Genomic DNA, 24,833 nt, shown 5'->3' with positions numbered 1-24,833 from the left:
TCAACTCATGTATTAAGGGGCGGGGTAGAGCAGGAGGAAGAGCGATCCTAGTTCTTATATGAGGGGATAAACAAAAAAGAGTGCCATACGGGCACTCTTTGATAATTTAGCCAATAGCCAATAGCCAATAGCCAATAGCCAATAGCCAATAGCCAATATTAGAAGCGGTAGTTAGCCTGGATACCTGCAAGCCAAACGTTGCCGGTGGTTTCGCCTGAGAAGCTTGCGATAGGAGTACCGTTAACATCTAGGCTTTCATCCATTGATGCATCTTTGGCGAAGATGTAAGTGAAGCCTGCATCGAAGCTCAGTGCGTCAGACCATTGGTAACCAGCACCTAGGCTTAGCCATAGGCGGTCGGTTTCAGGAATGGTCTGGGTACGGTGTTCATCACTTACTGCTGATGTGTCGTAAGCCACACCGGTACGCACTGCTAGTTTGTTGGTGTACTGGTACGTTGCGCCTAGTGCGATACGGTAATTATCTTCCCAGTTCTCTTCTTTGATTAGATCTGGTGTCGCACTGATTGATGGAATGCTCGCTTCGAGCTTGTCGAAGCTGCTCCAGTCGGTCCAGTTGAAGCTGGCGTGCATGGCAAGTTTATCGGTTAGCTGGTGGTAGCTGGCAATTTCAGCAGTTGCTGGCAGGGTCAGTGCCATGCTGCCAGAGTGAACACCGCCATATAGCAGGCCAGAAGCTTCACCTTTTAGCTTAAGATCTACAGCTGAGCGGTAGTTAAAGCCAATGCGGTTGGCTTCGTTAATTTGCCAAGCACCACCTAGTTGCCAACCCCATGCCGCATCATCACCTTCCATATATTTAAGATCTGTGCCTTGAGCGGCACCGAGAAGGTTATCAACGTCATCAATGCCTGTTTGTGGCAGATTGTTAGGAATTGAAGCACCAAAGTGACCTTCGCCCATGACATAGCGAACACCTGCACCAATGCTGAATTGATCGCTAATCTTGTAGGCAATATTCGGGTTGATTTCCACTGACATAATATTGGCTTGGTTGCCAAAGATCGTGCCAAGGAAATCGCCGCCAAGCTCCGTTTCCATGCCGTAGTTGGTCGCTAGCGCAAGACCAACCGCCCACTGCTCATTGACACGGTGTGAAATGTAAAAGTTTGGGATCACCGCAGAGTGTGCAATATCACTGGCTTTGGTTGTCGCCACTTGCTGACCAAGTAAGCTGACATCGCCATTAACATCGATGTTTGGATCAACATAGATCGCACCAACAGAAACCTGAGTTCCTTCAAGGTAAGTCATCATCGCTGGGTTGCGGAATTGGGCACTGGCGTTGTCAGCCATAGCGGCTTCACCGGCAAACGCGCGACCAAGGCCCGTTGCAGAATATTCGGCAAGCTGGAAGCCTGCTGCCATGGTATTAGTGCTAATGCCTAGTGTTAACGCTGCTGCTAGCGAAAGAGTAATTTTATTTTTGTTCATCAGTCTAATATGTTCGCTGAAATTCAATGGAGCGAATCATACGCCTTAGAGTAAAAGCGTTAAGTAATTCTTATGTTCATTTACTTAATAGGGTTAAAGTATCGTTATTTTACGTAAAGGTAGAATTAAATATGGTAATGCTTGTTCAATACATTCTGGTCGGATGACTTTTCAGCGTACAGTTGTATCTGAATAAGCGTATTTCAGCGACGGGGTGTTCGCTCAGTTAAGCGAGGTTTATGAGTTTATCGGTTGATGGAAGAAGTCGATGACGGTAGAACAGCTAGTTAGACTAGTAACAAAAAAGGAGCCATTCGGCTCCTTTTATTATGCTTTATCACTTATGTTCGCTGAATTAGAACGAACGGCTGTACTGGATACCGTATAGCCATGCGTTAGCACGGGTTGTTGCAGTAACAATAGTACCTAGGTTATCTTCACGTACATCCACATCGTCACCCACTAGGTAAGTCACACCCACATCGATGTTCGATTTGCTGTCGATATGGTAAGTGAAACCACCGGAGAACCAGTTACGGTCTGAATCAGGCACAGAGATAGATGTTCTCTTGTCCTGTGCGCTGGTGTCATGCATGTAACCAGCACGTAGCGTCCAGTCATTGTTCAGGTAGTAAGTACCACCGATCGCGTAGTGCCAACCATCCTGCCAATCGTAGTCATTTAGAACATAGCCACCGGTTGTTTCTAGGTTCTCGAATGAACTCCAACCAATCCACTGCACGCTATAGTGAACTGCAAACTGTTGGTTCAAGCGGTGGTAGCCTGAGAACTCGGCCATATCAGGTAAGGCAATTTTCAGTTTTTCATTGCTAATATTTGGGTTTCCGCCTGCTAGAACAGCACCGCCGTAGTACATATCACCGTCAACTTCTAACTCAGGGCTGTAACGGTAAGATAGGCCAAAACGGTTGTTCTCATTCAACTCATAAACGGTACCAAGGTTAAAGCCAAAGCCAACACCATCAGCATCAACGTCTACTAATGAATCTACACCGCCCAAACCAGCTTCAAGCATTTTATCGGAACGCTTAAGCTCCCCAGAGCCATAAATGATGTCTAAACCTGCACCGACACTCCACTGTGTATTGATACGGTAAGATGCACTTAAACCAAAGTTAATGCTTTTAACGTCAGTCAGGCCGCCATATTCATTAGCAGCATAGTCATCACCAAACTCTGTTTTGGTACCAAAGTTGGAATAAATTGATGCACCGACTGTCCATTGGTCATTGATTGGGTGGATGTAATATAGGTTTGGTACTAACGATGTATCACCAATTGATTCATCATTAAGGTCCGCAGATTGACCAAGAGCATTAACATAAGTGGTATTTTTAACATCAATATCAGATGTAATTGCATTTAGGCCCAGCGATAGCTCTGGTGAGCTAAATAGCGACATAGCCGCAGCATTACGAGACATTACCGATGCGTTATCGGCGATAACCGCATCACCGGCGAATGCACGGCCAAGGCCGGTTGCAGATTGTGCGTTTAGCTGGAAACCAGCTGCCATTGCTTGTTGAGAAGCCATCGTGATTGCTACCGCAACCAGTGACTTTGTAAACAGACGCTTCTTGTTCATATTTATAGTTATTCCTAATTATATAGCATTTTTTTATCTGCCTCTTTGTGCAGATTGCGCAAGATTGTATGGTTGGTTGGCATTTGATCAAAGCAGACCAGTTAGCAACCTGTTGATTGTTAGTGCGGGGTTAACAATCAGCTAACGAGTGTATGGTAAAAATGGTAGGAGAAGGGAGCAAAAAAGTTAAAATATGCAATGAGGTTAACATTTTATAATTTATATGCTTGCAGTGAATAAAAAGCCATAAAAGCATCGAGAATATTTATGCTTTTATGGCTTTAGGTTGTTATGTGTAATGAAATGTTAAATTTCCCAGTTTAACTCATTGCGAAGTGTTGTCGCGACAGGTGAAACATCTTGCCCATTCTCACCCACCACAATCAGGCTGGCATTTCTTACAGGTACTACAACCCCTTTCATTGACTGGTCGTTAAACGGTGTTATGTCGGGTGATTGCTCGGGCACCACAAACACAGTCACTTTGCCTTGTGGTGTATCCATAACCATGTGCAGTGCATTTTTATTTCCAAACCCACAGTGGTTGACGTAGTAAACATGGCCAGGGATGTCGTTAAAAGTTGAACCAAAGGGTGTTAACTTGGCATTAACCTGGCTCAGGGTGACCGACTCATCAATACCGTCAATGAATGGGGCTTCTGCCTTCACATGCTCCATCGCGATCTGGGCAATTTCCAGTTGTGGGTTACTGGCACTGACCCCTTGATTGTACTGACCGATAAATAGGCCAAAGACAAACGCGACGGAGGCGGCCATGGCGACCAAGGTGCGCGGTTTAAAGCTGTTCGAGCTTGGTTGGCCGGATTGATGGAACAGGATACGATCGGCGAGATCGTCCGGTACATCAACTTTCATCGCCTGTTCCAGCTTATTGTCGAGTTGTTGTAGTTCGTCAGATAGCTTCCGGTTGGCGATTGACTCGTTGCGTGCCTCTGCCAAGTCTTGGCTGTTATCAAATGGATCCGCCAAGAGTCGGCGTCGGAATTCTAGATCATCCATTTTGCTGCCCCCTTCGCTCGGTGTGTTTTTCTAATTGCTCTTTGAGTTGGTTTCTGGCGCGGAACAAGCGCGTCATCACGGTATTGCGGTTCAGACCAAGGATATCGGCAATTTCATCCCCGCTAAAGCCCGCCATTACCTGTAATACTAACGGTTCCCTGTATTCCGGAGCCAGTTTCATTATCTGCTTGCGTAGCATTTGTTGCTCCAAATCACTTTCACTGCCATTTTGCTGGGTATCTGCAATGGCATAGTCATCGATATCAACCAAATCGAGCTGCTTGCGTTCGAAGCGTCGGGCATTCTCCCTGCGCAGGATTGTAATCAACCATGATTTGGCGGCGTTATCGTCTTGAAGGCTATCGAGGGAGCGCCATGCTCGCAAACAGGTTTCCTGAACCAAGTCCTCCGCAATATGGGGGTCATGGCACAACCAGTAGGCGTAACGGTAGAGATCCCGATGCCAGGCCCTTACAAGGGCTTCGTATCGTCTTTGCTTATTCATATCCACAGAGACCGAGGCATCAGGCTTTTTCTTTCGAAAAAATGACTTAATCATAAAAGTGTCCATTTCATGCGGAAAACTGCCGTTAAAAGGGGGGTATTTCTGCAATTATCCGCTGATTCATCCAATAATCCGCATTAAAATTGATCTGGTTCAAATTGTGACTTGGTGAGAAAGTTATAGTAGTCACGTCATCTGATATTGAGCTTTGTGACTCGTACAGTGGATTTTGTACGTTAATAAAGATCAGTATCTGTTGAGCAAGATGACAACTTCCTTTTGAAGGCTGACTTTACTTTCTCCTATCAGGCTTGCCTGATTTGCAATTGGCTTTATGTTAATTGACTTACTATCTTACATGGATTGCTTTCCGTGTGAATTACAACCATACCACTTCGGTATGGTTTTTTTTTATCTTAGCAAAATGAATCCCACCTACTCCCTTTATGTCTTAATTGATAGCTAAGTTTTTCACTTGTCATCAAATTACCTCTTTCTGCGCACATTGTTATGATAGTGATATACCTATAATGCATCAGGTGCCATAGAGATCGCACTTTTTAAACATTTGTTTGATTCTGGTAACAACTGCATTACAATTGTCGTGGTCAGACCTCTAAAGTAGATCCTGGGGCATGGTTCCCCGTACCCGACATATTAATAAGGAGTAGCGATGACACGTCTCCAAAAGCTCACAACCTCACAGGGTGAGCGCATCGCCGTTGTAAGTGGATTACGTACCCCCTTTGCTCGCCAGTCGACCGCGTTTGACGGTGTATCGGCATTGGATATGGGAAAAATGGTTGTTAGTGAAATGCTCCAGCAGGTGGATATTGATCCCAAGCTAATTGAGCAGGTGGTATTTGGCCAAGTGATCCAGATGCCAGCAGCCCCCAACATTGCCCGTGAGATTGTGCTGGGAACGGGCATGGACATCGGTACTGATGCCTACAGTGTGACCCGAGCTTGTGCAACCAGCTTTCAAGCTGCAGCCAATGTGACAGAAAGTATCTTGTCGGGCACCATTGATATTGGTATTGCTGGTGGCGCTGATTCGTCGTCGGTATTGCCTATCGGTGTGTCTAAGCATTTGGCTGCAACATTATTGGCGCTGAGCAAAGCCAAAACGATTAGCAAGCGTTTAAAACTGCTCAGCAAGCTCAGCGTTAAAGACTTGATGCCGGTACCGCCTGCGGTAGCCGAATATTCAACGGGCTTGAGTATGGGGCAAACTGCTGAGCAGATGGCAAAGAGCCATGGCATTACCCGTCAAGAGCAAGATGCCCTTGCGCATCGCTCGCATACCCTTGCCGCACAAGCATGGCGCGATGGTTTGATCCAAGACGAAGTGATCACCGCTTTCCCAGAACCTTACCGTCAGTGGATCAACAAGGATAACAATATTCGCGAAGACTCCAGCCTTGAGTCGTATGCCAAATTACGTCCGGCTTTTGACCGTAAATTCGGTTCAGTCACCGCTGCTAATGCAACACCGTTGACCGATGGTGCCGCCGCGCTGTTGCTAATGCGAGAGGGCAGGGCAAAGGAGCTAGGCCTCAAGCCGCTGGGTTATATCCGCTCTTACGCATTTTCAGCGATTGGCGTTGAGCAAGACATGTTGATGGGCCCATCTTATGCGACACCGATGGCGTTAGAACGCGCCGGTGTGACCTTGCGTGATCTTACTTTGATAGATATGCATGAAGCCTTTGCTGCCCAAGCGTTGGCCAACGTCAAGATGTTTGGTTCGACGCAGTTTGCCAAAGAAAAACTGGGTCGAAGTGAAGCCATTGGTGAAATCGATATGGATAAATTCAATGTCCTCGGTGGTTCAATTGCCTATGGTCACCCGTTTGCCGCAACTGGCGCGCGGATGATCACCCAGACCTTAAGGGAGCTTCAGCGCCGTGGTGGTGGCTTAGCTTTGAATACTGCCTGTGCTGCTGGTGGCCTTGGTGCCGCAATGATCTTGGAGGCCGAATAATGACTGAACAACAATCTGCATTCACTTTGACTTATGCCGACAATGGCATTGCTTGGCTCAAAATTGATGTGCCCAATGAGAAAATGAACACCCTGCAAGCACAGTTTGGTGAACAAGTCAGCAAGGTACTGGAAGAGCTGAAAAGCAAAAATGATCTCAAGGGGATGGTGGTTTATTCGGGCAAACCTGATAATTTTGTCGCCGGTGCGGATATCCGCATGCTAGCGGCTTGTACCACTGCTGAAGAGGCTGCATCGTTAGCTGAGCAAGGTCAAAAGCTGTTTGCCGAACTGGAAAACCTACCTTTCCATACCGTGGCGGCGATTCACGGACCTTGTTTGGGTGGGGGGCTTGAGCTTGCTTTGGCGTGTCATAGCCGCGTTTGTTCTGATGATGACAAGACCCGACTAGGTTTGCCTGAAGTCCAGCTCGGCTTGCTGCCAGGCTCTGGCGGTACCCAGCGCTTACCTCGTTTGATTGGTGTTGCGGGGGCGCTGGATATGATCCTGACCGGTAAACAGCTTCGGGCAAAAAAAGCCAAGAAGGCCGGGGTTGTAGATGAAGTTGTTCCGCAGAGTATCTTGTTGGATATTGCCGAGAAACAAGCGCTTAAACCCAAGCCAAAGCGCCAATTGTCACTGCAAGACCGTGCTATGGGCGGTAATGCGCTGGGGCGTTCTTTGGTGTTCGAGCAGGCAGCCAAGAAAACCCACGAGAAAACCCGGGGTAATTATCCGGCTGCTGATGCCATTTTGGATGTTATCAAATATGGCCTGCAAAACGGCATGACCAAAGGTTTGGCCCGTGAGGCCAAATTGTTCGGTGATCTGGTGATGACATCGGAATCAGCCGCACTGCGCAGCATCTTTTTTGCCACAACGGCGATGAAGAAAGAGTCAGGTTCGGATGCCAAGCCACGTTCGATCGGGCATGTCGGTGTGCTTGGCGGTGGACTTATGGGCGGCGGGATCAGCCATGTCACGGCTTCTAAGGCGGGCTATCCGGTACGGATCAAAGACATTAACAACGACGGTATTCTCAATGCCTTGTCGTATAACTACAAGTTACTGGATAAAAAGCGCAAGCGCCGGATCATCAGTAAGGCGGCGCTGCAAAAGCAGATGTTAAGTATCGCGGGCGGGATTGACTACACCGCGTTCGACCGTATGGATGTGATCATTGAAGCGGTGTTTGAAGATCTTGGTCTTAAGCATCAGATGGTTAAAGAAATTGAAGCCAATACCAAGCCCGAGACGATTTTTGCTACCAATACTTCATCGCTTCCGATCCACCAGATAGCCGAAGCGGCAGAGCGCCCTGAAAATGTAGTTGGTCTGCATTTCTTCAGCCCGGTAGAAAAAATGCCGCTGGTCGAAGTGATCCCACATGATGGGACATCAGATGAAACGGTGGCCACTGTCGTTGCTCTGGCGAAGAAACAAGGTAAGACACCGATAGTCGTTGGTGACAAAGCGGGCTTTTACGTTAATCGGATTTTGGCACCGTACATGAATGAAGCAGCACAGGTGTTGTTGGCCGGTGAGCCGATTGAGCACCTAGACACCGCACTGCTTGATTTTGGTTTCCCGGTTGGTCCTATCACCTTGCTTGATGAAGTGGGCGTCGATATTGGCGCGAAAATTATGCCAGTATTGGTCGGCGAACTGGGCGATCGTTTCCAGGGGCCAGATGTGTTCAACAAACTGCTCAATGATGGTCGTAAAGGGCGTAAGACAGGTAAAGGTTTCTACTTGTACGATAGCAAGAAGAAAGCGGTCGATAAGAGTGTCTACAAGCTATTGGGGCTTAACCCTGAAAAGAAAACAGATGCCGAGGCGATTGCCATACGTTGTACCCTGATGATGCTCAATGAAGCAGCCCGTTGTTTGGATGAAGGTGTTGTTCGTTCAGCACGCGATGGCGATATCGGGGCGATTTTCGGTATTGGTTTCCCACCATTCTTGGGTGGCCCGTTCCGCTATATGGATCAGCTTGGTATCAAGCAGGTCGTCGAGCTGTTGATTGATCATGCAGATAAATATGGCGAGCGTTTCAAACCGTGTCAGGCTCTGGTCGATATGGCTGAAGCAGGACAGAGCTATTACTCTTCGTAAACAGCCAGCTAGTCTGTAAAAGTGTAGAAATGTAAAACCGTTATTAAAGCCAGCTGTATTTGCAGCTGGCTTTTTCGTCTTTGCTGTTATACCAACCTACATAAATAAATACTTGATCAACTACTTATCCAGATGGGTATTAGATATTTTCTATGGGAAAGAATTTCACGATACGCAAACGAAAGCGGGACTCGAAAAATTTAGGGCGCAAGAAGTGGTAGGCCAGCATGGATAAAGCCATAGCGATAAGGCTGTTAACTCCACCAAATACGACGAGTGGTGTTGTGATGGTGATAATAAACGCCAGCGCATAAAGCATAATATCAGCCTCATGGTGAGCTAGAGCACAATGGCAATGCGGGCAGGCAAAAAAGTCTTCATAGCGACTCAATAAAGGACTCGAAATTGACTGTTGGCAATGTGGGCAGTGCTGGCTCATTGTGGTGAAACTCCTTCACTTATCTCGTTTAAGGTGATTACTGATACATGGATAAGACGACCGATTAGTAGGATGATTCAGTTTTTTGTCACAAACGGCGACTAAATAGCTTTGATAAAACATAGCTGAGTATGTCTTGTGTGGTGGGAAATTATCAATTCTGCAATGTTGTGTGCTTTTAACTGTTTGAAATACGACAAAACCCGGCATGGCGGGTTTTGAGTGGTTGTTGAAAGCACAGTGAATAGTCGTCAGTAAGCGCCCTGCTGGAACTCATCGATTGAACCTATAGGGTTACCGATTTCCAGTGGCTCCAAATTACTGTGGGCTTGTCCTTGGCTGTGCATAACAATGCGGTTAGATGTTCGTGGTTTCACCACATCGACAATGAACCTCACCATGTCGACTCGGCTGATGTCAGATAAGGCATCAATCACTTTTTGGCGCTGGTTGAACTCGACATCTTTGTTACCAATGCTGACCCAGAAACGCTGAGCACGGGAACGAAGGTTAGTGTCCGGCTCCGAAATTTGCGCAATTAACCCTTGTTTGCTGGCTTGCCACTGGGCTTCGTTGAGCTCAAGCAGGACCAGTGCAAAGGCATTGGTAAACTCATCGATGGCCTCAAGTAATTGAGCCGGTGCGGCGACTGGCGACTGGATATATAAGATTAATCCCGGATGACGGTTAAGTGGCAAATTGGCGGTACCCACCATATAGCCCAGCTGCTGGCGAGTGCGGAGTTCATGGAAAAACGTCGTCGACATCAGGTGATTGGCCAAAGTGTAAATCGCTATCTTTCTTGGTGTTGTTTCACGTGATTGGTAATACATCAACAAGGCTGAGTCGGCATGATCGCAGCTGACTGCATGGCTGAGAGTGCCAGAATCACCGAGCCTGACCAAGGGCCTCTGGGATTCGCCGTATAACTGGTCGGTGACACGGAAGGCATTCTTGAGGGTTTCGGCCAGAGCAATCGCATCTTCTTTGAGCCAGTTGCCATAGACAAACGTATCGATGTGAAGCTCGGCAAACATCGCCTCGACAAAGGCCGGCAGTTCGTCAACCTCGATACTTTCAAGGGCTTCTAGCAAAACAGGATAGGGTGGATTGTTGGGCTGCAATACCCCGGTCAAGGCATTGAACAATTGTGAGATAGGCTTATCCTGCGCAGCATTGCGCCAGTTACGTAACATCTGAGCTTTGATATTTTTGAACCGTTCGGGATCGAAGTCACGGTTGGCAAAGCGATCGAGCAGAAGCTTAAGCAGCAGTGGCTGTTTCTCACTGAAACCAGATAGCTGAAGAGTCACCCCGCCCTGGTGGGCATAGAGGTTATAGGACATACCAGCAATTTCCGCCGGGTAGGTCGATTCATTGGTGGCATCGAGCAGCATTTCGACACATAACCGTGTCTTGACGATATTACGTGGTGAATTGACCGCATGAGGGCTATCGATGGCCACGTAGACAATACCTTTCGGCACTCGGAATTCATGTTCTTGTTTGTACCACAGGCGAAACCCCGGTAAGTCCTGCAGTAGCTGTGGAGGTTCGGCTGCATCATCGGCGAGCGGATGAGGATCGGGCTTTTCGCACAGGTAAGGGTTTTGCTCTGGTAGCTGTAATTCCGGCTCACTGCCAGGCGCTAGCCAGTTGGTTAATTGCTTGTCGGTGAACGGCTTTACGCTATATGGCGTGTGGTACCATTGGGCGATTTTGTCATTGTCTTGGCCTTGGGCAACCAGTACCAGACGCATGTTCTTCGGTGTCAGCTGGTCGAGGAAGGACGCAATTAGCGCTTCGTCATAGGTCGCCATCATATAATCACCATAGATAATATCGTCAGGTGAGTAATGGAGCAGGTTCATGACCAAATAGCTGACAGTGTCGAGCGGTCGGTTTTTTTCCTGGTAGCGGAATGCCATATCCAGCACGGTTTTTTTCTCGGCAAAACGCCACTCATCCAACCCTTGTTGGCGGATCAACGCTATGTACTGGAAAACGGTTGTGACAATCTCATCAACATTCTCAAGCCCTTTTGGCGTGAGGTTGAGGCCAATAGTGAACTCACGGAAGTTACTGCCACTGACACCGCCGCCGGCGGCAAGAGTATTGATAAAGCCCCGTGATTTTAATAGTGACATCAGGCTGCCACTGCCTTCGTTACCCAGTAGGTGGGCGATGTAGGAAAGTGGCTTCTCACGGTAGTACTGATCGACCGGCGGAAGGGTAAACGACAGGGTAAGCTTTCGTACTTCCTTGATCGGGTCGATAGTGATGAACTTGGCTTTCTCGTTGTCAGACACCAAAGGTACGGTAATGCCTGCTTTGGCTATGCCTGTATTGGGAATGTCGCGGAAAAAAGTCTGGGCATAGGCATCCAGCTCATCCAGTGATTGCGGCCCCAATAGTACCAGTCCCATCAGGCTGGCACAGTAATGAGTCTGGTAGAAGGCAATGAGCTCGTCGCGGACCGGTTGGTCGTTGCGGTCTGCCAATGTGGTCAGATCGCCGACCGAGAATTTGGCGAACGGGTGATCGGGATTGATGGTTTCCTTGTGAACCTGATACAAGCGGCGTACATCGTCTTTCAGCTTTAGCTTATACTCCGAGTCTACGGCATTACGCTCTTTGTCGACGGCTTCTTCGTTGAATAATGGGGCGGTGAAAAATTGGCCAAAACGGTCAAGGCCTTCACTGAATGTGTGGGGGCTAACTTCGAAGAAATAGGTAGTATTTTCGGTGCCTGTCCACGCGTTGTTACTGCCACCGCTTTGGTTGATGAACGTTTGGAACTCGCCCACGCGTGGATATTTTTCGGTACCGAGGAACAACATGTGCTCAAGGAAATGCGCCATCCCCTGACGCTCTAGCGGGTCGTCAAAGTGGCCGACTTTCACCGACAATGCAGCCGCTGAGCGCGGTGCTTCAGCATCATGGACCAGCAATACTCTCAACCCATTGGCAAGATTGATGTATCGGTACTGCTTCAGGTCATTAGGACTTGTATGCACAGGAAAAGCCTATTTTTCAAAGGAAAGTAAACTAATTATGACGCTCATTAGAAAGGGTGGCAAATTTAACCCGTCTTTATTTGCCAAGAAACAAAAGGTTAGCTGACAGATTTTCTACGCTGGTCACGGAACATTCACAGGGTGAGCGGGATCGCTGTTTTCCCTATCCGTTACTTGATAGCATAGCTCGACGTACGTCTATTTGGTTGCAGATTGGTTGCCAAATAGTCGGATAAGTAAGCCTTGAGTTTGATCGATCTCCTGCCATTACTAGTAATGATAATTAGGTGTGATATCGGGTACCAGACTGTGATATTGGAAAAATTATGCGAATTTATATTATGCGTCATGGGGAAGCCCAGCACTTTGCAGCCAGTGATGCAGAACGCCCGCTGACCGACAGGGGAGCCGCCCTATCCGAACAAATGGCAACTCAACTGGCAGGCCAGTTTGACAATGATTTGGACATGGTCTGGGTGAGCCCTTATTTGCGTGCACAGCAGACATGGCAGGCCATGGCCTCGCATTTGCCGGCGCCGAAGAAGGTCATGACGGTTGACGAGATCACCCCTTACGGTGATGCCGAAGATGTCGCATCCTACATTAAAGCCGTGGTCAGCATTGAGCAGCCGGAGAACCTACTTATCGTTTCACACCTTCCTTTGGTAGGGTATTTGACGTCGGAAATGGTCCCTGGTTTGCAGCCTCCAATGTTCATTACTTCTTCCATTGCCGCCATTGATTACCAGCCTGACCGTGGCAACGGTGAGCTGCTGTGGCATGCCAATCCTGAAGGGTAAAGTAGTCTGATATGCCCCCGGAATTCTTTGCGGAAAACCCCTAAGGTTTTTCTGGGCGCCGCCGATACAAGAGAACGTTGTATTCTGTAGCCGTAGACCTTCTGATGAAAGCAAAATTATCCCTTGCGATGGGTGTCGCACTGCTTGCTGGATGTGTGCAAATGCCACCAGCCCCTAGCATTAATGCCAATGGAGCCATTAAATGGGCCAATGGTATCACCGAAGAAATGCACATTTCAGCGTCAGGCAGTACCCTGACATTCGCAGCACCACAAAGCCTATTTAATCCCGGCGGGATCACCATCTTCTCGCGGATAGACAGTGCCCGTAACGGTAGCTGCGAACACTATTACAGTGAACAGGCAGTCAAGACACGACTGAACATTTGTGGCAGTGGGGAAGTTACCCTGATAGCGGAAGGCCAGGTGATCAACGTCGGTGCACTGGCGAGGTTCAATTACGGATAAGCGTGGCGTATTGAGTGTTGTAAGAAGGGGGGAGAGTGTTGCCAGAAATTGGCGAGAGCTCTCCCCGAGAACTATTGCTCAGACATTACCTTTCCGGAATATCCAGCAGCACCAGTAGGGCACCATTACCGCCAAACTCTAATGGCGCCTGATGGAAAGCCATCACGTCAGGGTGCTGTGCTAACCACATCGGCGCTTTTTGCTTGAGAATATGCTTGCCGATGCCATGCATAACGCAGCAGCAGGATACCTTTTCCTTGATGCAAGCGGCTATCATGGCAGCCAGTTCACGTTTGGCTTCTTTCTGGGTCATTCCATGCATGTCCAGATACATATCCGGCACATACACCCCACGGCGTAATTTTTTTACCTCATACTTAGAGACACCAGTACGGGCATATTGGGTTGGGCCATTCTCGTTGAGGTGAGGTTCAAACTCGTCAGAGAAGTAAAACTCGTGATTTTGTGTCTCTTTTGCCGAGAGTTTCGGCTTATCACTCTTTGGGCCCTGTCGGCGGGGCGTGATTATGGTATCATTGGTGATCTTTTTTACGCCCTTAACCGCTTCCTGGAAGAGCATCAGATCATCGTCCAGGTTAGTATCTTTTTTGCTCATAGTGAAATTCCAACAACTTTATAGCGGTATTGTAGCGCCATTCGGAGTCTATTTTGGATAAGATTTTTGTCGACGAAGCTGTCAACGAACTTCATACATTGCAGGACATGCTACGTTGGACGGTTAGCCGTTTCAATGCTGCCGGTCTATTTTATGGTCACGGTACAGATAATGCGTGGGACGAAGCCGTTCAGCTTGTTCTGCCAACCGTATACCTACCACTTGACGTTCCTTCGGAAGTGCGTCATTCACGCCTGACCAGCAGCGAGCGTCACCGTATTGTTGAGCGAGTGATCCGTCGAATCAACGAACGTACGCCTGTTGCTTATTTGACCAACAAAGCGTACTTCTGTGGTTTGGAATTCTTTGTCGATGAGCGCGTGCTTGTGCCACGTTCGCCAATCGGTGAGTTGATCGAAAACTTCTTCGAACCGTTCCTCAAAGAACGCCCGACCCGCATTATGGACTTGTGTACCGGTTCTGGTTGTATCGGTATTGCCGCGGCCCATGCATTCCCGGAAGCCGAAGTCGATGTCGTTGACATCTCGGTCGATGCGCTAGCCGTTGCCGAGCAGAATATCCAGGACCATGGTCTGGAGCAGCAGGTGATCCCACTGCGCTCTGATTTGCTGCGCGATGTACCCAAAGATCAATACGACTTGATCGTGACCAACCCGCCGTATGTTGATCAGGAAGATATGGACAGCCTACCGGATGAGTTCCGTCATGAGCCTGAGCTGGGCCTTGCTGCGGGTACTGATGGCCTGAAGCTGGTTCGCCGCATCTTGGCCAACGCGCCGGATTACCTGAAAGAAGACGGTGTACTGATCTGCGAAGTGGGTAACTCGATGATCCACATGGAAGAGCAATACCCGCATATTCCATTTACCTGGATTGAATTTGAAAACGGCGGCCACGGCGTATTCATGATGACCCGCGAGCAGTTGCTTGAGTGTGCCGATGAGTTTGCGTTGTACCGCGACTAATTAGATACAGTCTGCACAGTGAAAAAAATGCCGCCAGCCGAAAGGTTGGCGGCATTTTTTGTATTAATAACACCTGTGTTTAGCAATCTAGATTGAGTTTGCTTTGATATTACGTTGCCGATGAGCCCTTAGCATTTTCATTGCAAACATTTTTAATGCAGATTCCAACTATCAGGCCGTACCAGCCTGCTGTTTGGATTTTAGCTCTGCCATGATATCGGTTTGGTTGGCTTGATAGTCATCAAGACCGGCTTTGCGCAGATCACATGACGGGCAGTCACTGCAGCCATCACCAATGATACCGTTGTAGCAGGTCAGGGTTTTCTCTCGGACGAAGTTGAGCTTACCGTATTGGTCGGCTAGCGCCCAGGTCTCGGCCTTGTTGAGCCACATCAACGGGGTTTCAATCTTCAGTGCACGGTCCATACCCAATACCAGTGATTGGTTCAGCGACTTGACGAATTCGTCACGGCAATCCGGGTAGCCGGAAAAATCGGTTTCACATACACCGGTGATCACCGCTTCGGCACCGATCTGGTAGGCATAAATGCCGGCAAGGGTCAGGAACAGAATGTTACGGCCAGGAACAAATGAGTTTGGTAGGCCATTTTCCTGCAACTCGTGTGAGACAGGGATATTGTCGCGGGTCAGGGAGCTGATCGCGAGTTCATTGAGCAGGCCCACATCCATTACTTTGTGCGCTGTAACGCCCAATGCTTTACAGACAGATTCAGCCACTTCAATTTCCAGCTTATGACGCTGGCCATAATCGAATGTAATGCAGTGCACTTCATCATAATGGGCCATGGCTTGGATCAGGCAGGTCGTGGAGTCTTGGCCGCCACTAAATACAACTACGGCTTTGCGCATGAAAAATTTTCCTATGTTGTTGTCGTACCGAAAAACAGTCGGTAGGGACTACCCCTTATTGAAATTAAGGATAGGCCAACAGCAGGTTCTCTATTGGCAGGCTCATGCTACCGCAGCAGTGACAAAGAAAAAAGCTCTGTGATGAAAAGCCGCAGCTCTTGTTGGGGGCGTTGCCGCGGCTAGATGAAAACGAAGGTGTTAGCTCAGCTTTCCGGTTTGCTCAAAAGTCTCGAGCTGGGCAAGGTAGCCACTGATATCGCCAATGTTGCTCTCAACCCACGCATTATTGAAGTAGGTATCGAGATATCGTTCACCACTGTCACACAGCAAGGTGACAATCGAGCCATTCTCGCCACGGGCTTTCATTTCACAAGCTAGCTGCAGTACCCCGTAAAGATTGGTACCGGTCGATGCGCCAGCCTTGCGGCCAAGCAATTTTTCCAGCCAGTGCACTGTGGCAATACTTGCAGCATCAGGAATGGTGCGCATCTCATCGATTATGTCAGGTATGAAGCTTGGCTCGACCCGTGGGCGGCCAATCCCCTCGATACGGCTGCCGCAATCACTGGTCAGGGAGGTATCACGGGTTTTGTAGTACTGATGGAACACTGAGTTTTCTGGGTCAACCACACAAAGCTTGGTCGAGTGCATTTGGTAGCGGATATAGCGGCCAATGGTTGCAGAGGTGCCGCCAGTTCCCGGGCTCATCACTACCCAGCTTGGGATCGGGTGCTCTTCGAGTTTCATCTGGTCGAAAATACTGTTGGCGATGTTGTTGTTGCCTCGCCAGTCGGTGGCCCGCTCAGCATAGGTAAACTGATCCATGTAGTGGCCATTGAGCGCTTTCGCCAAGCGGCGGGATTCTTCATAGATCTCGCTTGGGCTATCGACGAAGTGCGCGCGGCCACCGTAGAACTCGATTTGTTCGATTTTCTTGCGCGCGGTTTTACGTGGTACGACGGCAATAAACGGCAAGCCAAGCAAACGGGCAAAATAGGCTTCTGATACCGCGGTACTGCCAGAAGAGGACTCGATGACTGGTGTATCTTTACTAATCCAGCCATTACACAGGGCAAACAGGAACAGAGAACGAGCTAAGCGGTGCTTGAGGCTTCCGGTTGGGTGGGTGCTCTCATCTTTTAGGTAGATATCAACCCCCTCCAGAGAAGCAAGATCCAACTTGATCAGGTGTGTATCGGCTGAGCGTTGGAAGTCGGCTTCAATTTTGCGGATCGCGGTGTGGATCCATTGTGGGTCGTGGCTCATAGGGGGTCCTTTTACGCTGTGTCTGACTATTTATATTATGGTGATAATGTATGACGAGGAGCAGAAAAAAACTTTATTAAATTTACTCCTTATCACTTAAAATAGAGAAAATTATTCTGGTTTTTAATTATCAGGTGAAACATATTGGCTAACCTAGACAAAACAGATAGAACACTACTTCGTTTACTACAACAAGATGGCACATTGGCCTTAGCAGAGCTGGCTGAAGCGGTGAACCTGACGACTACGCCGTGCTGGAAGCGGCTCAAACGACTGGAAGAGAGTGGTATTTTACGCAAGCGGGTTGCCTTGCTCGACCCGGTAAAGCTCGGCTTATCGTTTACGGCTTTTGTACAAATCAAAACCAGTAACCACTCCAAGGAGTGGTACCACAAGTTTGTCGATACCGTCGCCGACTTCCCCGAAGTGATGGAGTTCTACCGCATGGCCGGTGAGTATGACTATATGATGAAGGTACAAGTAGCCGATATGTCCGCTTTCGATCTGTTCTACAAGAAGCTGGTTAATAGTATCGAGGGGCTGACCAATGTGACGTCGACATTTGCCATGGAACCACTGAAGTACACAACCGCTTTGCCTGTGTAGTTGGCGAGGGTATGGTTTAGCAAGCCGAGAATTCTGATCCTCGATGAAGCCACTGCCAATATTGATTCCGGTACTGAGCGCGATATTCAGCGGGCACTGAACAAGAGGCGGGATAGGCCGCCTCCTGAACTTTTTCATTAACCTCAGACGGGGGGCGTTACTTACTCCCGGTATGGCGCATCAACCCTTCCTGTACAGCAGAGGCCACCAGCTCCCCTTTTTGGTTGTAGATTTCACCACGTACCAAACCACGAGCATTGCTTGCTGACGGGCTATCGATGGCGTAGAGCAGCCACTCATCCATACGGAATGGGCGGTGGAACCACATTGAGTGGTCAATGGTTGCGACCTTCATCTGGGGATTGAACAAGCTAACGCCATGGGGCTGCAATGCCGTTACCAAGAACCCCCAGTCAGAGGCATAGGCCAACAGGTACTGATGGATGCGTGGGTCGTCCGGCATCTCGCCATTAGCTTTGATCCATAGGTACTGCTTGGCGTCGGCGGGTTTCGGGGCGAGAGGGTTAATCACATTGACCGGACGGACCTCGATCGGGCGATCGCAACCAAAATGCTTCACAGCGCTTTTAGGGAGTTTGTCGGCGAGCGACATCACCAACTCTTGCTCCGACATCAGGCCTTCATGCGAGGGGACCTGTGGCATCCGAGATTGGTGTTCGAAGCCTTTTTCTTCTGCTTGATAAGACGCCGTGATATAGAAAATTGGGCGGCCAAATTGAATCGCTTTTACCCGCCGGGTGCTAAAACTGGCACCGTCACGCAGGGTTTCGACATCATAAATAATGGGTTTGTGTGGATCTCCAGGTCGCAAAAAATAGCTATGAAATGAGTGAACCTGACGATCTTCATCGACGGTTTCCTTCGCAGCAGACAAAGCTTGGCCAAGCACTTGGCCACCATAGACTTGCGGTAACCCCAAATGTTCACTTTGTCCGCGGAATAATCCTTGTTCAAGCTGCTCTAAATGTAGCAGAGTGAGAAGTTCATTCAGTTCTTTGCTCATCGGATCTCCATAAATAATGTTATCATTACGCGCCGTGGGGAGTGGAATAACCTTCCTATAATGATTGATGATCATTCAGTTTAAACATGAGTTCAAGTGCTTGTCACACATCAAAATGACAGTTTTGCTTTAGGAGAGACAATGAAAAGGGTTTTTGCACTGATTTCGGCATTGATTGTAGCGTTGGTCGTATCGGCGTGTACCAGTTTGATCGAACAAGATGCAGACTTGGAAGTGGTGAAGGGGACCTTAACCTACAAAGAGCGTATAGCATTGCCCGATAATGCCCGTATTACTGTGACGCTGGCGGATGTGTCAAAAATGGATGTCGCTGCAGAAGTGCTGAGTCGCCAGGCATTTTTGGCCGATGGCAAGCAGGTGCCATTTGAGTACCAGCTGAACTTTTCTCGCCAGGAAATTGTTCCCAACCATACTTATGCTGTTAGTGCTCGTATTGAAGTTGATGGTAAACTGCTGTTTATCACCGATACGGCTAACCATGTACTGACCGATCAGTCCGAGTCTACTTACAAAGACTTGGTATTGGTGAAGGTGAACTAAAATGTCTTGTAGATGCCGCCGTTCTTGGCGGCATTAGAGCCCATCCCATCGATATTGCTTCAATTTAAGCCGTCCGGCTTCGCTTACCTCGACTCCTTCATCAATTAATTTACGGCGTTGGCGTTGTAAATCATGTCCCGTCAGGGAAATCTCCCCTTTTGCGTTCACTACCCGGTGCCATGGCAGGGTTGAACCTTCTGGCAACGTCGCCATCAGGCGGCCAACTTGGCGTGCATAGCCCGGAAAACCTGCAAATTTGGCGATATCGCCATAAGTTGTGACTTTTCCATGTGGAATTTGGTGAACTTGGGTGTAGATTTGCGCCGAAAAATCATCCATATTTATACCTGTACCAAAAAAACCTGATGGCTGATCATGGTATTACGGTTATCAGAGAACGCAAGGAGGTGCTGCCATGTTGTATGCCGCGTTACTTGTTATGGTCAGCATAACGTTGACCATCGTCGGAGTTAGTGCATTGGGGCAAAGCCAAGGAGAGCTGCCTGCACTGGCCCTTGCTATACCCGCTTTATGGTTATTACCACAAGGTGGTGTGTCGGCCTGGCTATTGTTGATTGGCCTGGGCACTTTCGGTTTTGTTCTTCCTGAACAGCCTGTTGCCTTAGCGGTAAGTGTCTTTATGATGCTGCCGGTTTTTGCTGTGAGTTTCTCTGCAAAGAGTTCCTGGCAGTTGGCAGTATTGTTGATCTCCATCGTCCTTGCTATGGATGTTGGTCTGATGGCCCTGCAAGCCGAAGGCAAGCTAGAGGGGAGCCCTATCTATACCATCATTCAGATCCTTGCTGTCGGCGTGATTTGGATAGCTGCACGTAGTTGGCGCTCGGTAGAAGGTAATACCTGGTGGCCGCTATTTTTGGTGGTTCCGCTTTGGGTCGGTGGTTTAGCCCATGCCGCTCTGGTTGCCCTCTGTGTCACCGGTTTGATTGCCTCCCTGCAGGGAATGGCAAAAAGTAAACTCAGTGAATGGGTACCCCGGATGATGTGGATTCTCCCTGCTGTCGGCTTTGCCACCTTGGTTCTGGTGCCGTGGTTCGACGTGCCGAATCCGATATTGGTTGCTTGGTTGCTAGTTTTGGGTGGCGCATTACTGGGGGAATATCTGTTGGAAGATCCGGAAGAAGAGCTATAAGGCTAGGCTAACTGTGTGAAAATGGGAATGTTTGACCAATAAAGCGGCAGTCGGTTGGGAATCTGCTAGTGGGCTATTGCAATAGCCTCAGTCATAGCGGATAATCCTCCTCGTTCTCTTACAGAGACAAAGAATCTATGGAGGCCCTGCTGGTCCTCTCGCAACACTACCTCGTGAACCCGGTCAGGCCTGGAAGGGAGCAGCCGCAGCGAGCGACGTGTGTGCCGAGATGTGGCTGGTGGGGCTTCCACCCATCTAGCGTTTTGTATTCTGCACCATATCCCTGCATATTTTCCTTGATATCCTGCATAATTGGCACAATAAGCGTGCATAAGCTATTTTTGTTGTAGTTAAACAACAAAACGGGCTGGTCTTAGTATGTACCGCCGTAAGCTAAAACATTCCCGAGTAAAGAATCTTTTTAAGTTCGTCAGTGCCAAAATGAATCAGGTAATGACAGTCGAGTCATACTTAGAGTTCGATACTTGCTTTCATCTCGAATACTCATCATCCATAACCTCTTTTATTGCTCAGCCAGAAGGTTTTTTCTATCGCCTTGCAGAGCGAGAATTGCCTTATACACCTGATTTTCAGATTATTGAGAATGGCAGCACTAAATGGATTGAAGTAAAACCTTTCGTGAAAACCCAGCAGCCAGACTTTCTTCAACGTTTCAAAGCTAAACAGGAAAAAGCGCAACAACTTGGTATTCCATTGGTTTTGGTAACGGAGAAGCAAATTAGGGTTAATCCAATACTGAATAATCTAAAAATATTACACCGTTATTCTGGTTTTCAGTCGCTTACCTCTACTCACCTCCGGCTATTATCATTAGTTAAAACTGCTGGGGAAATAAGTATTAGTAATGCCGCGAATCAGTTAGGTATAGAACAGAGCTTGATGGTGAAATCAGCATTCAGTTTGGTGTCTTCTGGGATGTTAACCACTGATTTAGTTAATGATGAGCTTGGCTTACATTCCGTCGTCTGGAATATTAAAGATGGCTAAAGACGTCGAAATAGGATCTTTTCAGGATGAGATGCCATCTGCATTAGATCTAACTCATGAAGGTGCAGAGAGCTTACCTGTAGAGTTTGTTGAACGCGATTTAGCATCTTACCCAGATGATATTCGATCAGAAGTCAGAAGACGGGTTGAATATCTACATTGGATTGAAAAGCACCTAGTTGGGGGCTGGACGCAAAATAACTTAGAGCCATTGCTTGTTGAGGCTGCAAAGGAGATACAATATCCCCCTCCAAAGTGGAGGGCATTAGCAAAGTGGTGGAGTGTGTATTCAGCTTCAGGAAAAATGATTACATCATTAATTCCGAAGGTGCATCGAAAAGGTAATCGAAAACGGAAAGTAACCAATGAGGCTGCATTTTTTGACCGTGCTGTCGAACGCTATTTAGTGCCTGAACGCCCTTCAATTTCAGCTATATATCAGTATTACTTCGATTTGATCTGTATTGAAAATCAAAAATTAGTTGGCGATAAAATTCAAGCTCTCTCATATAAAGGTTTCTATAATCGAATCAAGAAACTACCTGCTTATGAGGTGGCAGTCGCTAGACATGGTAAGTATCTAGCTGATATGGAGTTCAATAAGATCGATGCCCATCTGCCCCCTAATCGGGTGTTAGAGAAAGTTGAAATAGACCATTCACCGCTAGACCTCATTTTGCTTGATGATGAAATGGGTATTCCATTAGGACGGCCTTATCTCACTTTACTGATTGATCAGTACAGTAGAAGTATTGTTGGTTTTCATTTGGGCTTTAAAGAACCCAGCTATTACTCAGTCATGAAAGCTATTCTTAATGCGATTAAGCCAAAAGAGTATATTTCAGAACGATTTCCGAACGTAGAACATGATTGGTATTGCCAAGGTAAGATGGAATCACTTGTTGTTGATAATGGGGCTGAATTTTGGAGTAAGAGCCTTGAACAGTCCTGCCTTGAAGTCGGTATACACATTCAATATAACCCCGTTCGTAAACCTTGGCTAAAGCCGTTAGTTGAGCGTATTTTTAGAACTATCAGCAGTAAGCTGCTGGTTTCTATGCCCGGAAAGACTTTCTCGAATATCTTAGAGCGCGAAGAGTATGATTCGCGTAAAGATGCAGTAATGCACTTTTCAACATTCAATGAACTGTTTCATAAATGGATTATTGATGTTTATCACTATGAATCAGATACTCGAAAACGTGCTGTTCCATACCTAAAATGGGAGGAGGGTGTTTCGTTCATGCCGCCAATCACCTATAAGGCAGATGATTTAGAAAAGCTATCTGTGATTTTAGGGATCAAAGATAAGCGTAAACATCGTCGGGGGGGTATTCATATTCATGGGTTACGTTATGACAGCGATGAATTAGCTGATTACCGTCGAATGAATCCACAAGATTTGGATGTGCTCATTAAAACCAACCCTGATGATATTTCAAGCATCTACGTGTATTTAGGCAATGAGCAGCAATACCTAAAAGTGCCATGTATTGACCCCATTGGTTACACTCAAAACCTTTCCTTAACTCAGCACAGTATTAACCAACGGCTTCATCGGGACTTCATCAATAAGCAGTTAGATCTGGAAGGCTTAGCCCGTGTGAGGATGTATATCCACGATCGCATCGAAAAAGAAGCTGAAGAGATTAATAATCTAAACCGAGGTCGCCCAAAAAGAACAACAAAAGGTATGGCACGCTTAGCTAAGCATAACGGTGTTGCCAGTGATACGGAGACTACCTGTGTACCGGAGGCGTTACCTGAACTGACAATGCCAGATAAAACACAAGAACCGAAATCACTGCCAGAATCTGATGATTGGGATGACTTCATTTCTGATCTGGAACCTTATTGATGATTAGTCTGTCATCGGAAAAGGAAGCTAAATATCAAGCATTTGTTGATGCCTTTGTGGAGTTGCCGATAGCTATCACAATTATGGCTGATTTTGATCGGCTAAGGTACAACAGGAAATTTGGTGGCGATCAACAATGCATGTTGCTTACGGGAGATACGGGATCAGGCAAGTCTTTCTTAATTAAAGAGTATTGCAAACGTGTTTCTCAAACAGCACCAATGAATCAGCAATTGGTTCTTTCAAGCCGTATTCCAAGTAAACCTACATTAGAATCGACAATTATCGAGTTGCTTAAAGATTTTGGTCATTTTGGTGCGACTTATCGAAAGGGGAAAAGTAAAGATCAATCCTTAACCGCCTCGCTGATTAAGTGCTTAAAGTCATCCAGCATAGAGATCATTATCATTAATGAATTTCAGGAACTAGTCGAGTTTAAGTCAGGACGGGCATTAAATGAGATAGCGACGCGTTTGAAATATATCAGCGAAGAAGCCACTGTACCTATTGCGCTTGTTGGTATGCCTTGGGCCGAAAAGGTGGCAGAAGAGCCGCAATGGGCATCAAGACTGTTGATTAGGCGTGAACTACCCTACTTTAAACTTTCAAAAGAACCTGAACATTTCATTCGATTTATCAAAGGGCTTGCAATAAAAATGCCTTTTACCGAACCACCTAAACTGGATAACAAACATATGATATTGGCTTTGTTTGCAGCCTCTAACGGGCAGGTGAGATGTTTAAAACAGTTGTTAAACGAAGCGATTAAGCAGGCTTTGGCTCAAAATTCATCAACATTAACCAATCAGCATCTAGCCGATGTTTTTGAAATGATATTTCCTACAACTAATAATCCATTCTTATCTTCAATAGAACAAATTGAAGGCCAAGAGGTTAGTCAGCCCTCCCATTATGATAGCGGCGCAGACAATGAGTTTGATGCGGTTATCCCTACTCAGTACACAGATCGCCTTCCCCTGTCACAGCTATTACGTAAAACTAGATAAACTAAGTAATCCTTAGTATATTTAAAGGGCTCATACTAAGACAATCTTAGCTACACCTTGATTACGCTAAGAGCTTGCTATGACAACCCCAATTCCTGTTCGCTTTAAATCTGCCAGAAAAGCAGCAGGATACACGCAGCAGCAATTAGGTATGGCTTTGGGTATGGAACCTAATACAGCAAGTGCGAGGATGAATCAGTACGAGAAGGGTAAGCACACTCCGGATTACCAGACCATGAAGCGTATCGCTGATGAACTAGATGTACCCGTGGCGTACTTCTATTGTGATGATGATCTGTTGGCTGAGTTGATATGCGCTTTAGGGAAAGTCGATGCTCAGAAGAAGCAAGAGCTTCTGGATAAGCTCAAGGAATTAAATGAAAAGCTTTGAGTGCTTACTTAAAGCCTGAATTCAGATAATAAGTGCGACACTCATGGGAAGGTGTAAAAGAGGAAGCCAACTGCCGAAAGTGGT

The 24,833-nt window shown here is 47.4% G+C and carries 23 protein-coding genes and 1 other RNA gene; 13 read left to right on the top strand and 11 right to left on the bottom strand.

The window, feature by feature from the left end; genetic code table 11:
* Positions 1-158 precede the first annotated feature (158 nt).
* The 4 genes from ACVA53_RS22865 to ACVA53_RS22850 form a co-directional block, all read right to left on the bottom strand.
* Entirely contained in the window at positions 159-1,454 is a 1,296-nt protein-coding gene (locus tag ACVA53_RS22865; protein ID WP_446506364.1) for an outer membrane protein transport protein, read from the bottom strand.
* 355 nt (positions 1,455-1,809) lie between these two features.
* Positions 1,810-3,060: an outer membrane protein transport protein gene (locus ACVA53_RS22860; RefSeq protein ID WP_446506363.1), complete on the bottom strand. Its 1,251-nt coding sequence runs from the start codon at positions 3,058-3,060 to the stop codon at positions 1,810-1,812.
* 306 nt (positions 3,061-3,366) lie between these two features.
* Positions 3,367-4,080, bottom strand: coding sequence for a DUF3379 domain-containing protein (locus tag ACVA53_RS22855; RefSeq protein WP_446506362.1), 714 nt, complete (start codon positions 4,078-4,080; stop codon positions 3,367-3,369).
* Complete coding sequence (locus tag ACVA53_RS22850; protein ID WP_255043665.1) at positions 4,073-4,639, bottom strand: sigma-70 family RNA polymerase sigma factor; 567 nt, start codon at positions 4,637-4,639, stop codon at positions 4,073-4,075. The genes ACVA53_RS22855 and ACVA53_RS22850 overlap by 8 nt, the downstream gene beginning before the upstream one ends.
* 619 nt (positions 4,640-5,258) lie before the next feature.
* Between ACVA53_RS22850 and fadI the strand changes: the two genes are divergently transcribed.
* Both fadI and fadJ read left to right on the top strand, forming a co-directional pair.
* Positions 5,259-6,569 carry an acetyl-CoA C-acyltransferase FadI gene (gene fadI, locus ACVA53_RS22845; protein ID WP_255043664.1) on the top strand — a complete coding sequence of 437 codons (1,311 nt, stop codon included), beginning with the start codon at positions 5,259-5,261 and terminating at the stop codon, positions 6,567-6,569.
* Positions 6,569-8,683, top strand: coding sequence for a fatty acid oxidation complex subunit alpha FadJ (fadJ, locus tag ACVA53_RS22840; protein WP_446506361.1), 2,115 nt, complete (start codon positions 6,569-6,571; stop codon positions 8,681-8,683). The genes fadI and fadJ overlap by 1 nt, the downstream gene beginning before the upstream one ends.
* 139 nt (positions 8,684-8,822) lie before the next feature.
* Here fadJ and ACVA53_RS22835 read toward each other — a convergent pair whose 3' ends face one another.
* Together ACVA53_RS22835 and ACVA53_RS22830 are read right to left on the bottom strand one after the other, a co-directional pair.
* Positions 8,823-9,122, bottom strand: coding sequence for a hypothetical protein (locus ACVA53_RS22835; RefSeq protein WP_446506360.1), 300 nt, complete (start codon positions 9,120-9,122; stop codon positions 8,823-8,825).
* Between the two features lie 251 nt (positions 9,123-9,373).
* A complete protein-coding gene (locus tag ACVA53_RS22830; RefSeq protein WP_446506359.1) occupies positions 9,374-12,139 on the bottom strand; it encodes an insulinase family protein in 2,766 nt (921 codons plus the stop codon).
* Between the two features lie 326 nt (positions 12,140-12,465).
* On the opposite strand from ACVA53_RS22830, the gene sixA reads away from it, so the two are divergent.
* Both sixA and ACVA53_RS22820 read left to right on the top strand, forming a co-directional pair.
* Complete coding sequence (gene sixA, locus ACVA53_RS22825; protein WP_446506358.1) at positions 12,466-12,939, top strand: phosphohistidine phosphatase SixA; 474 nt, start codon at positions 12,466-12,468, stop codon at positions 12,937-12,939.
* 104 nt (positions 12,940-13,043) lie between these two features.
* Complete coding sequence (locus tag ACVA53_RS22820; RefSeq protein WP_255043658.1) at positions 13,044-13,406, top strand: hypothetical protein; 363 nt, start codon at positions 13,044-13,046, stop codon at positions 13,404-13,406.
* 85 nt (positions 13,407-13,491) lie between these two features.
* On the opposite strand, the gene smrB is transcribed toward ACVA53_RS22820, so the two are convergent.
* Positions 13,492-14,022, bottom strand: a complete 531-nt coding sequence (smrB, locus tag ACVA53_RS22815) for an endonuclease SmrB (protein ID WP_255043656.1) — start codon at positions 14,020-14,022, stop codon at positions 13,492-13,494.
* A gap of 53 nt (positions 14,023-14,075) precedes the next feature.
* Between smrB and prmB the strand changes: the two genes are divergently transcribed.
* The gene (prmB, locus tag ACVA53_RS22810) at positions 14,076-15,008 is read left to right on the top strand and encodes a 50S ribosomal protein L3 N(5)-glutamine methyltransferase (RefSeq protein ID WP_255043655.1); all 933 of its coding nucleotides are present in this window, start codon (positions 14,076-14,078) and stop codon (positions 15,006-15,008) included.
* 171 nt (positions 15,009-15,179) lie between these two features.
* Here prmB and queC read toward each other — a convergent pair whose 3' ends face one another.
* Positions 15,180-15,878: a 7-cyano-7-deazaguanine synthase QueC gene (gene queC / locus ACVA53_RS22805; RefSeq protein WP_446506357.1), complete on the bottom strand. Its 699-nt coding sequence runs from the start codon at positions 15,876-15,878 to the stop codon at positions 15,180-15,182.
* A 198-nt stretch (positions 15,879-16,076) separates the two neighbouring features.
* Positions 16,077-17,144: a PLP-dependent cysteine synthase family protein gene (locus ACVA53_RS22800; protein ID WP_446506356.1), complete on the bottom strand. Its 1,068-nt coding sequence runs from the start codon at positions 17,142-17,144 to the stop codon at positions 16,077-16,079.
* Positions 17,145-17,288: 144 nt separating this feature from the next.
* Here ACVA53_RS22800 and ACVA53_RS22795 point away from each other — a divergent pair, with 144 nt between their 5' ends.
* The gene (locus tag ACVA53_RS22795; RefSeq protein WP_446506355.1) at positions 17,289-17,750 is read left to right on the top strand and encodes an Lrp/AsnC family transcriptional regulator; all 462 of its coding nucleotides are present in this window, start codon (positions 17,289-17,291) and stop codon (positions 17,748-17,750) included.
* A gap of 157 nt (positions 17,751-17,907) precedes the next feature.
* Here ACVA53_RS22795 and tesB read toward each other — a convergent pair whose 3' ends face one another.
* The gene (gene tesB, locus ACVA53_RS22790; RefSeq protein WP_255043648.1) at positions 17,908-18,774 is read right to left on the bottom strand and encodes an acyl-CoA thioesterase II; all 867 of its coding nucleotides are present in this window, start codon (positions 18,772-18,774) and stop codon (positions 17,908-17,910) included.
* A 141-nt stretch (positions 18,775-18,915) separates the two neighbouring features.
* Between tesB and ACVA53_RS22785 the strand changes: the two genes are divergently transcribed.
* Complete coding sequence (locus ACVA53_RS22785) at positions 18,916-19,335, top strand: YbaY family lipoprotein (protein ID WP_255043647.1); 420 nt, start codon at positions 18,916-18,918, stop codon at positions 19,333-19,335.
* Between the two features lie 33 nt (positions 19,336-19,368).
* Here the strand turns inward: ACVA53_RS22785 and ACVA53_RS22780 are convergent, their stop codons facing one another.
* Positions 19,369-19,674 carry an MGMT family protein gene (locus tag ACVA53_RS22780; RefSeq protein ID WP_255043646.1) on the bottom strand — a complete coding sequence of 102 codons (306 nt, stop codon included), beginning with the start codon at positions 19,672-19,674 and terminating at the stop codon, positions 19,369-19,371.
* Between the two features lie 76 nt (positions 19,675-19,750).
* On the opposite strand from ACVA53_RS22780, the gene ACVA53_RS22775 reads away from it, so the two are divergent.
* From ACVA53_RS22775 to ACVA53_RS22750, 6 genes are all read left to right on the top strand, one after another.
* Positions 19,751-20,485, top strand: coding sequence for a hypothetical protein (locus tag ACVA53_RS22775; RefSeq protein WP_255043644.1), 735 nt, complete (start codon positions 19,751-19,753; stop codon positions 20,483-20,485).
* Between the two features lie 147 nt (positions 20,486-20,632).
* Positions 20,633-20,729, top strand: an RNA gene (ffs, locus tag ACVA53_RS22770) — signal recognition particle sRNA small type.
* Positions 20,730-20,863: 134 nt separating this feature from the next.
* Complete coding sequence (locus ACVA53_RS22765) at positions 20,864-21,493, top strand: TnsA endonuclease N-terminal domain-containing protein (RefSeq protein WP_446506354.1); 630 nt, start codon at positions 20,864-20,866, stop codon at positions 21,491-21,493.
* Positions 21,486-23,351, top strand: coding sequence for a Mu transposase C-terminal domain-containing protein (locus tag ACVA53_RS22760; RefSeq protein WP_446506353.1), 1,866 nt, complete (start codon positions 21,486-21,488; stop codon positions 23,349-23,351). The genes ACVA53_RS22765 and ACVA53_RS22760 overlap by 8 nt, the downstream gene beginning before the upstream one ends.
* A complete protein-coding gene (locus ACVA53_RS22755) occupies positions 23,351-24,358 on the top strand; it encodes a TniB family NTP-binding protein (protein ID WP_446506352.1) in 1,008 nt (335 codons plus the stop codon). The genes ACVA53_RS22760 and ACVA53_RS22755 overlap by 1 nt, the downstream gene beginning before the upstream one ends.
* Before the next feature lie 79 nt (positions 24,359-24,437).
* Positions 24,438-24,749 (top strand): helix-turn-helix domain-containing protein, encoded by a 312-nt coding sequence (locus ACVA53_RS22750; protein ID WP_446506351.1) that lies wholly within the window; start codon positions 24,438-24,440, stop codon positions 24,747-24,749.
* Positions 24,750-24,833: the final 84 nt, after the last annotated feature.

This window comes from Photobacterium sp. DNB23_23_1, assembly GCF_052873815.1.
The sequence above is the reverse complement of the archived record's forward strand: the minus strand, read 5'-3'. Positions and strand labels throughout refer to the sequence as shown.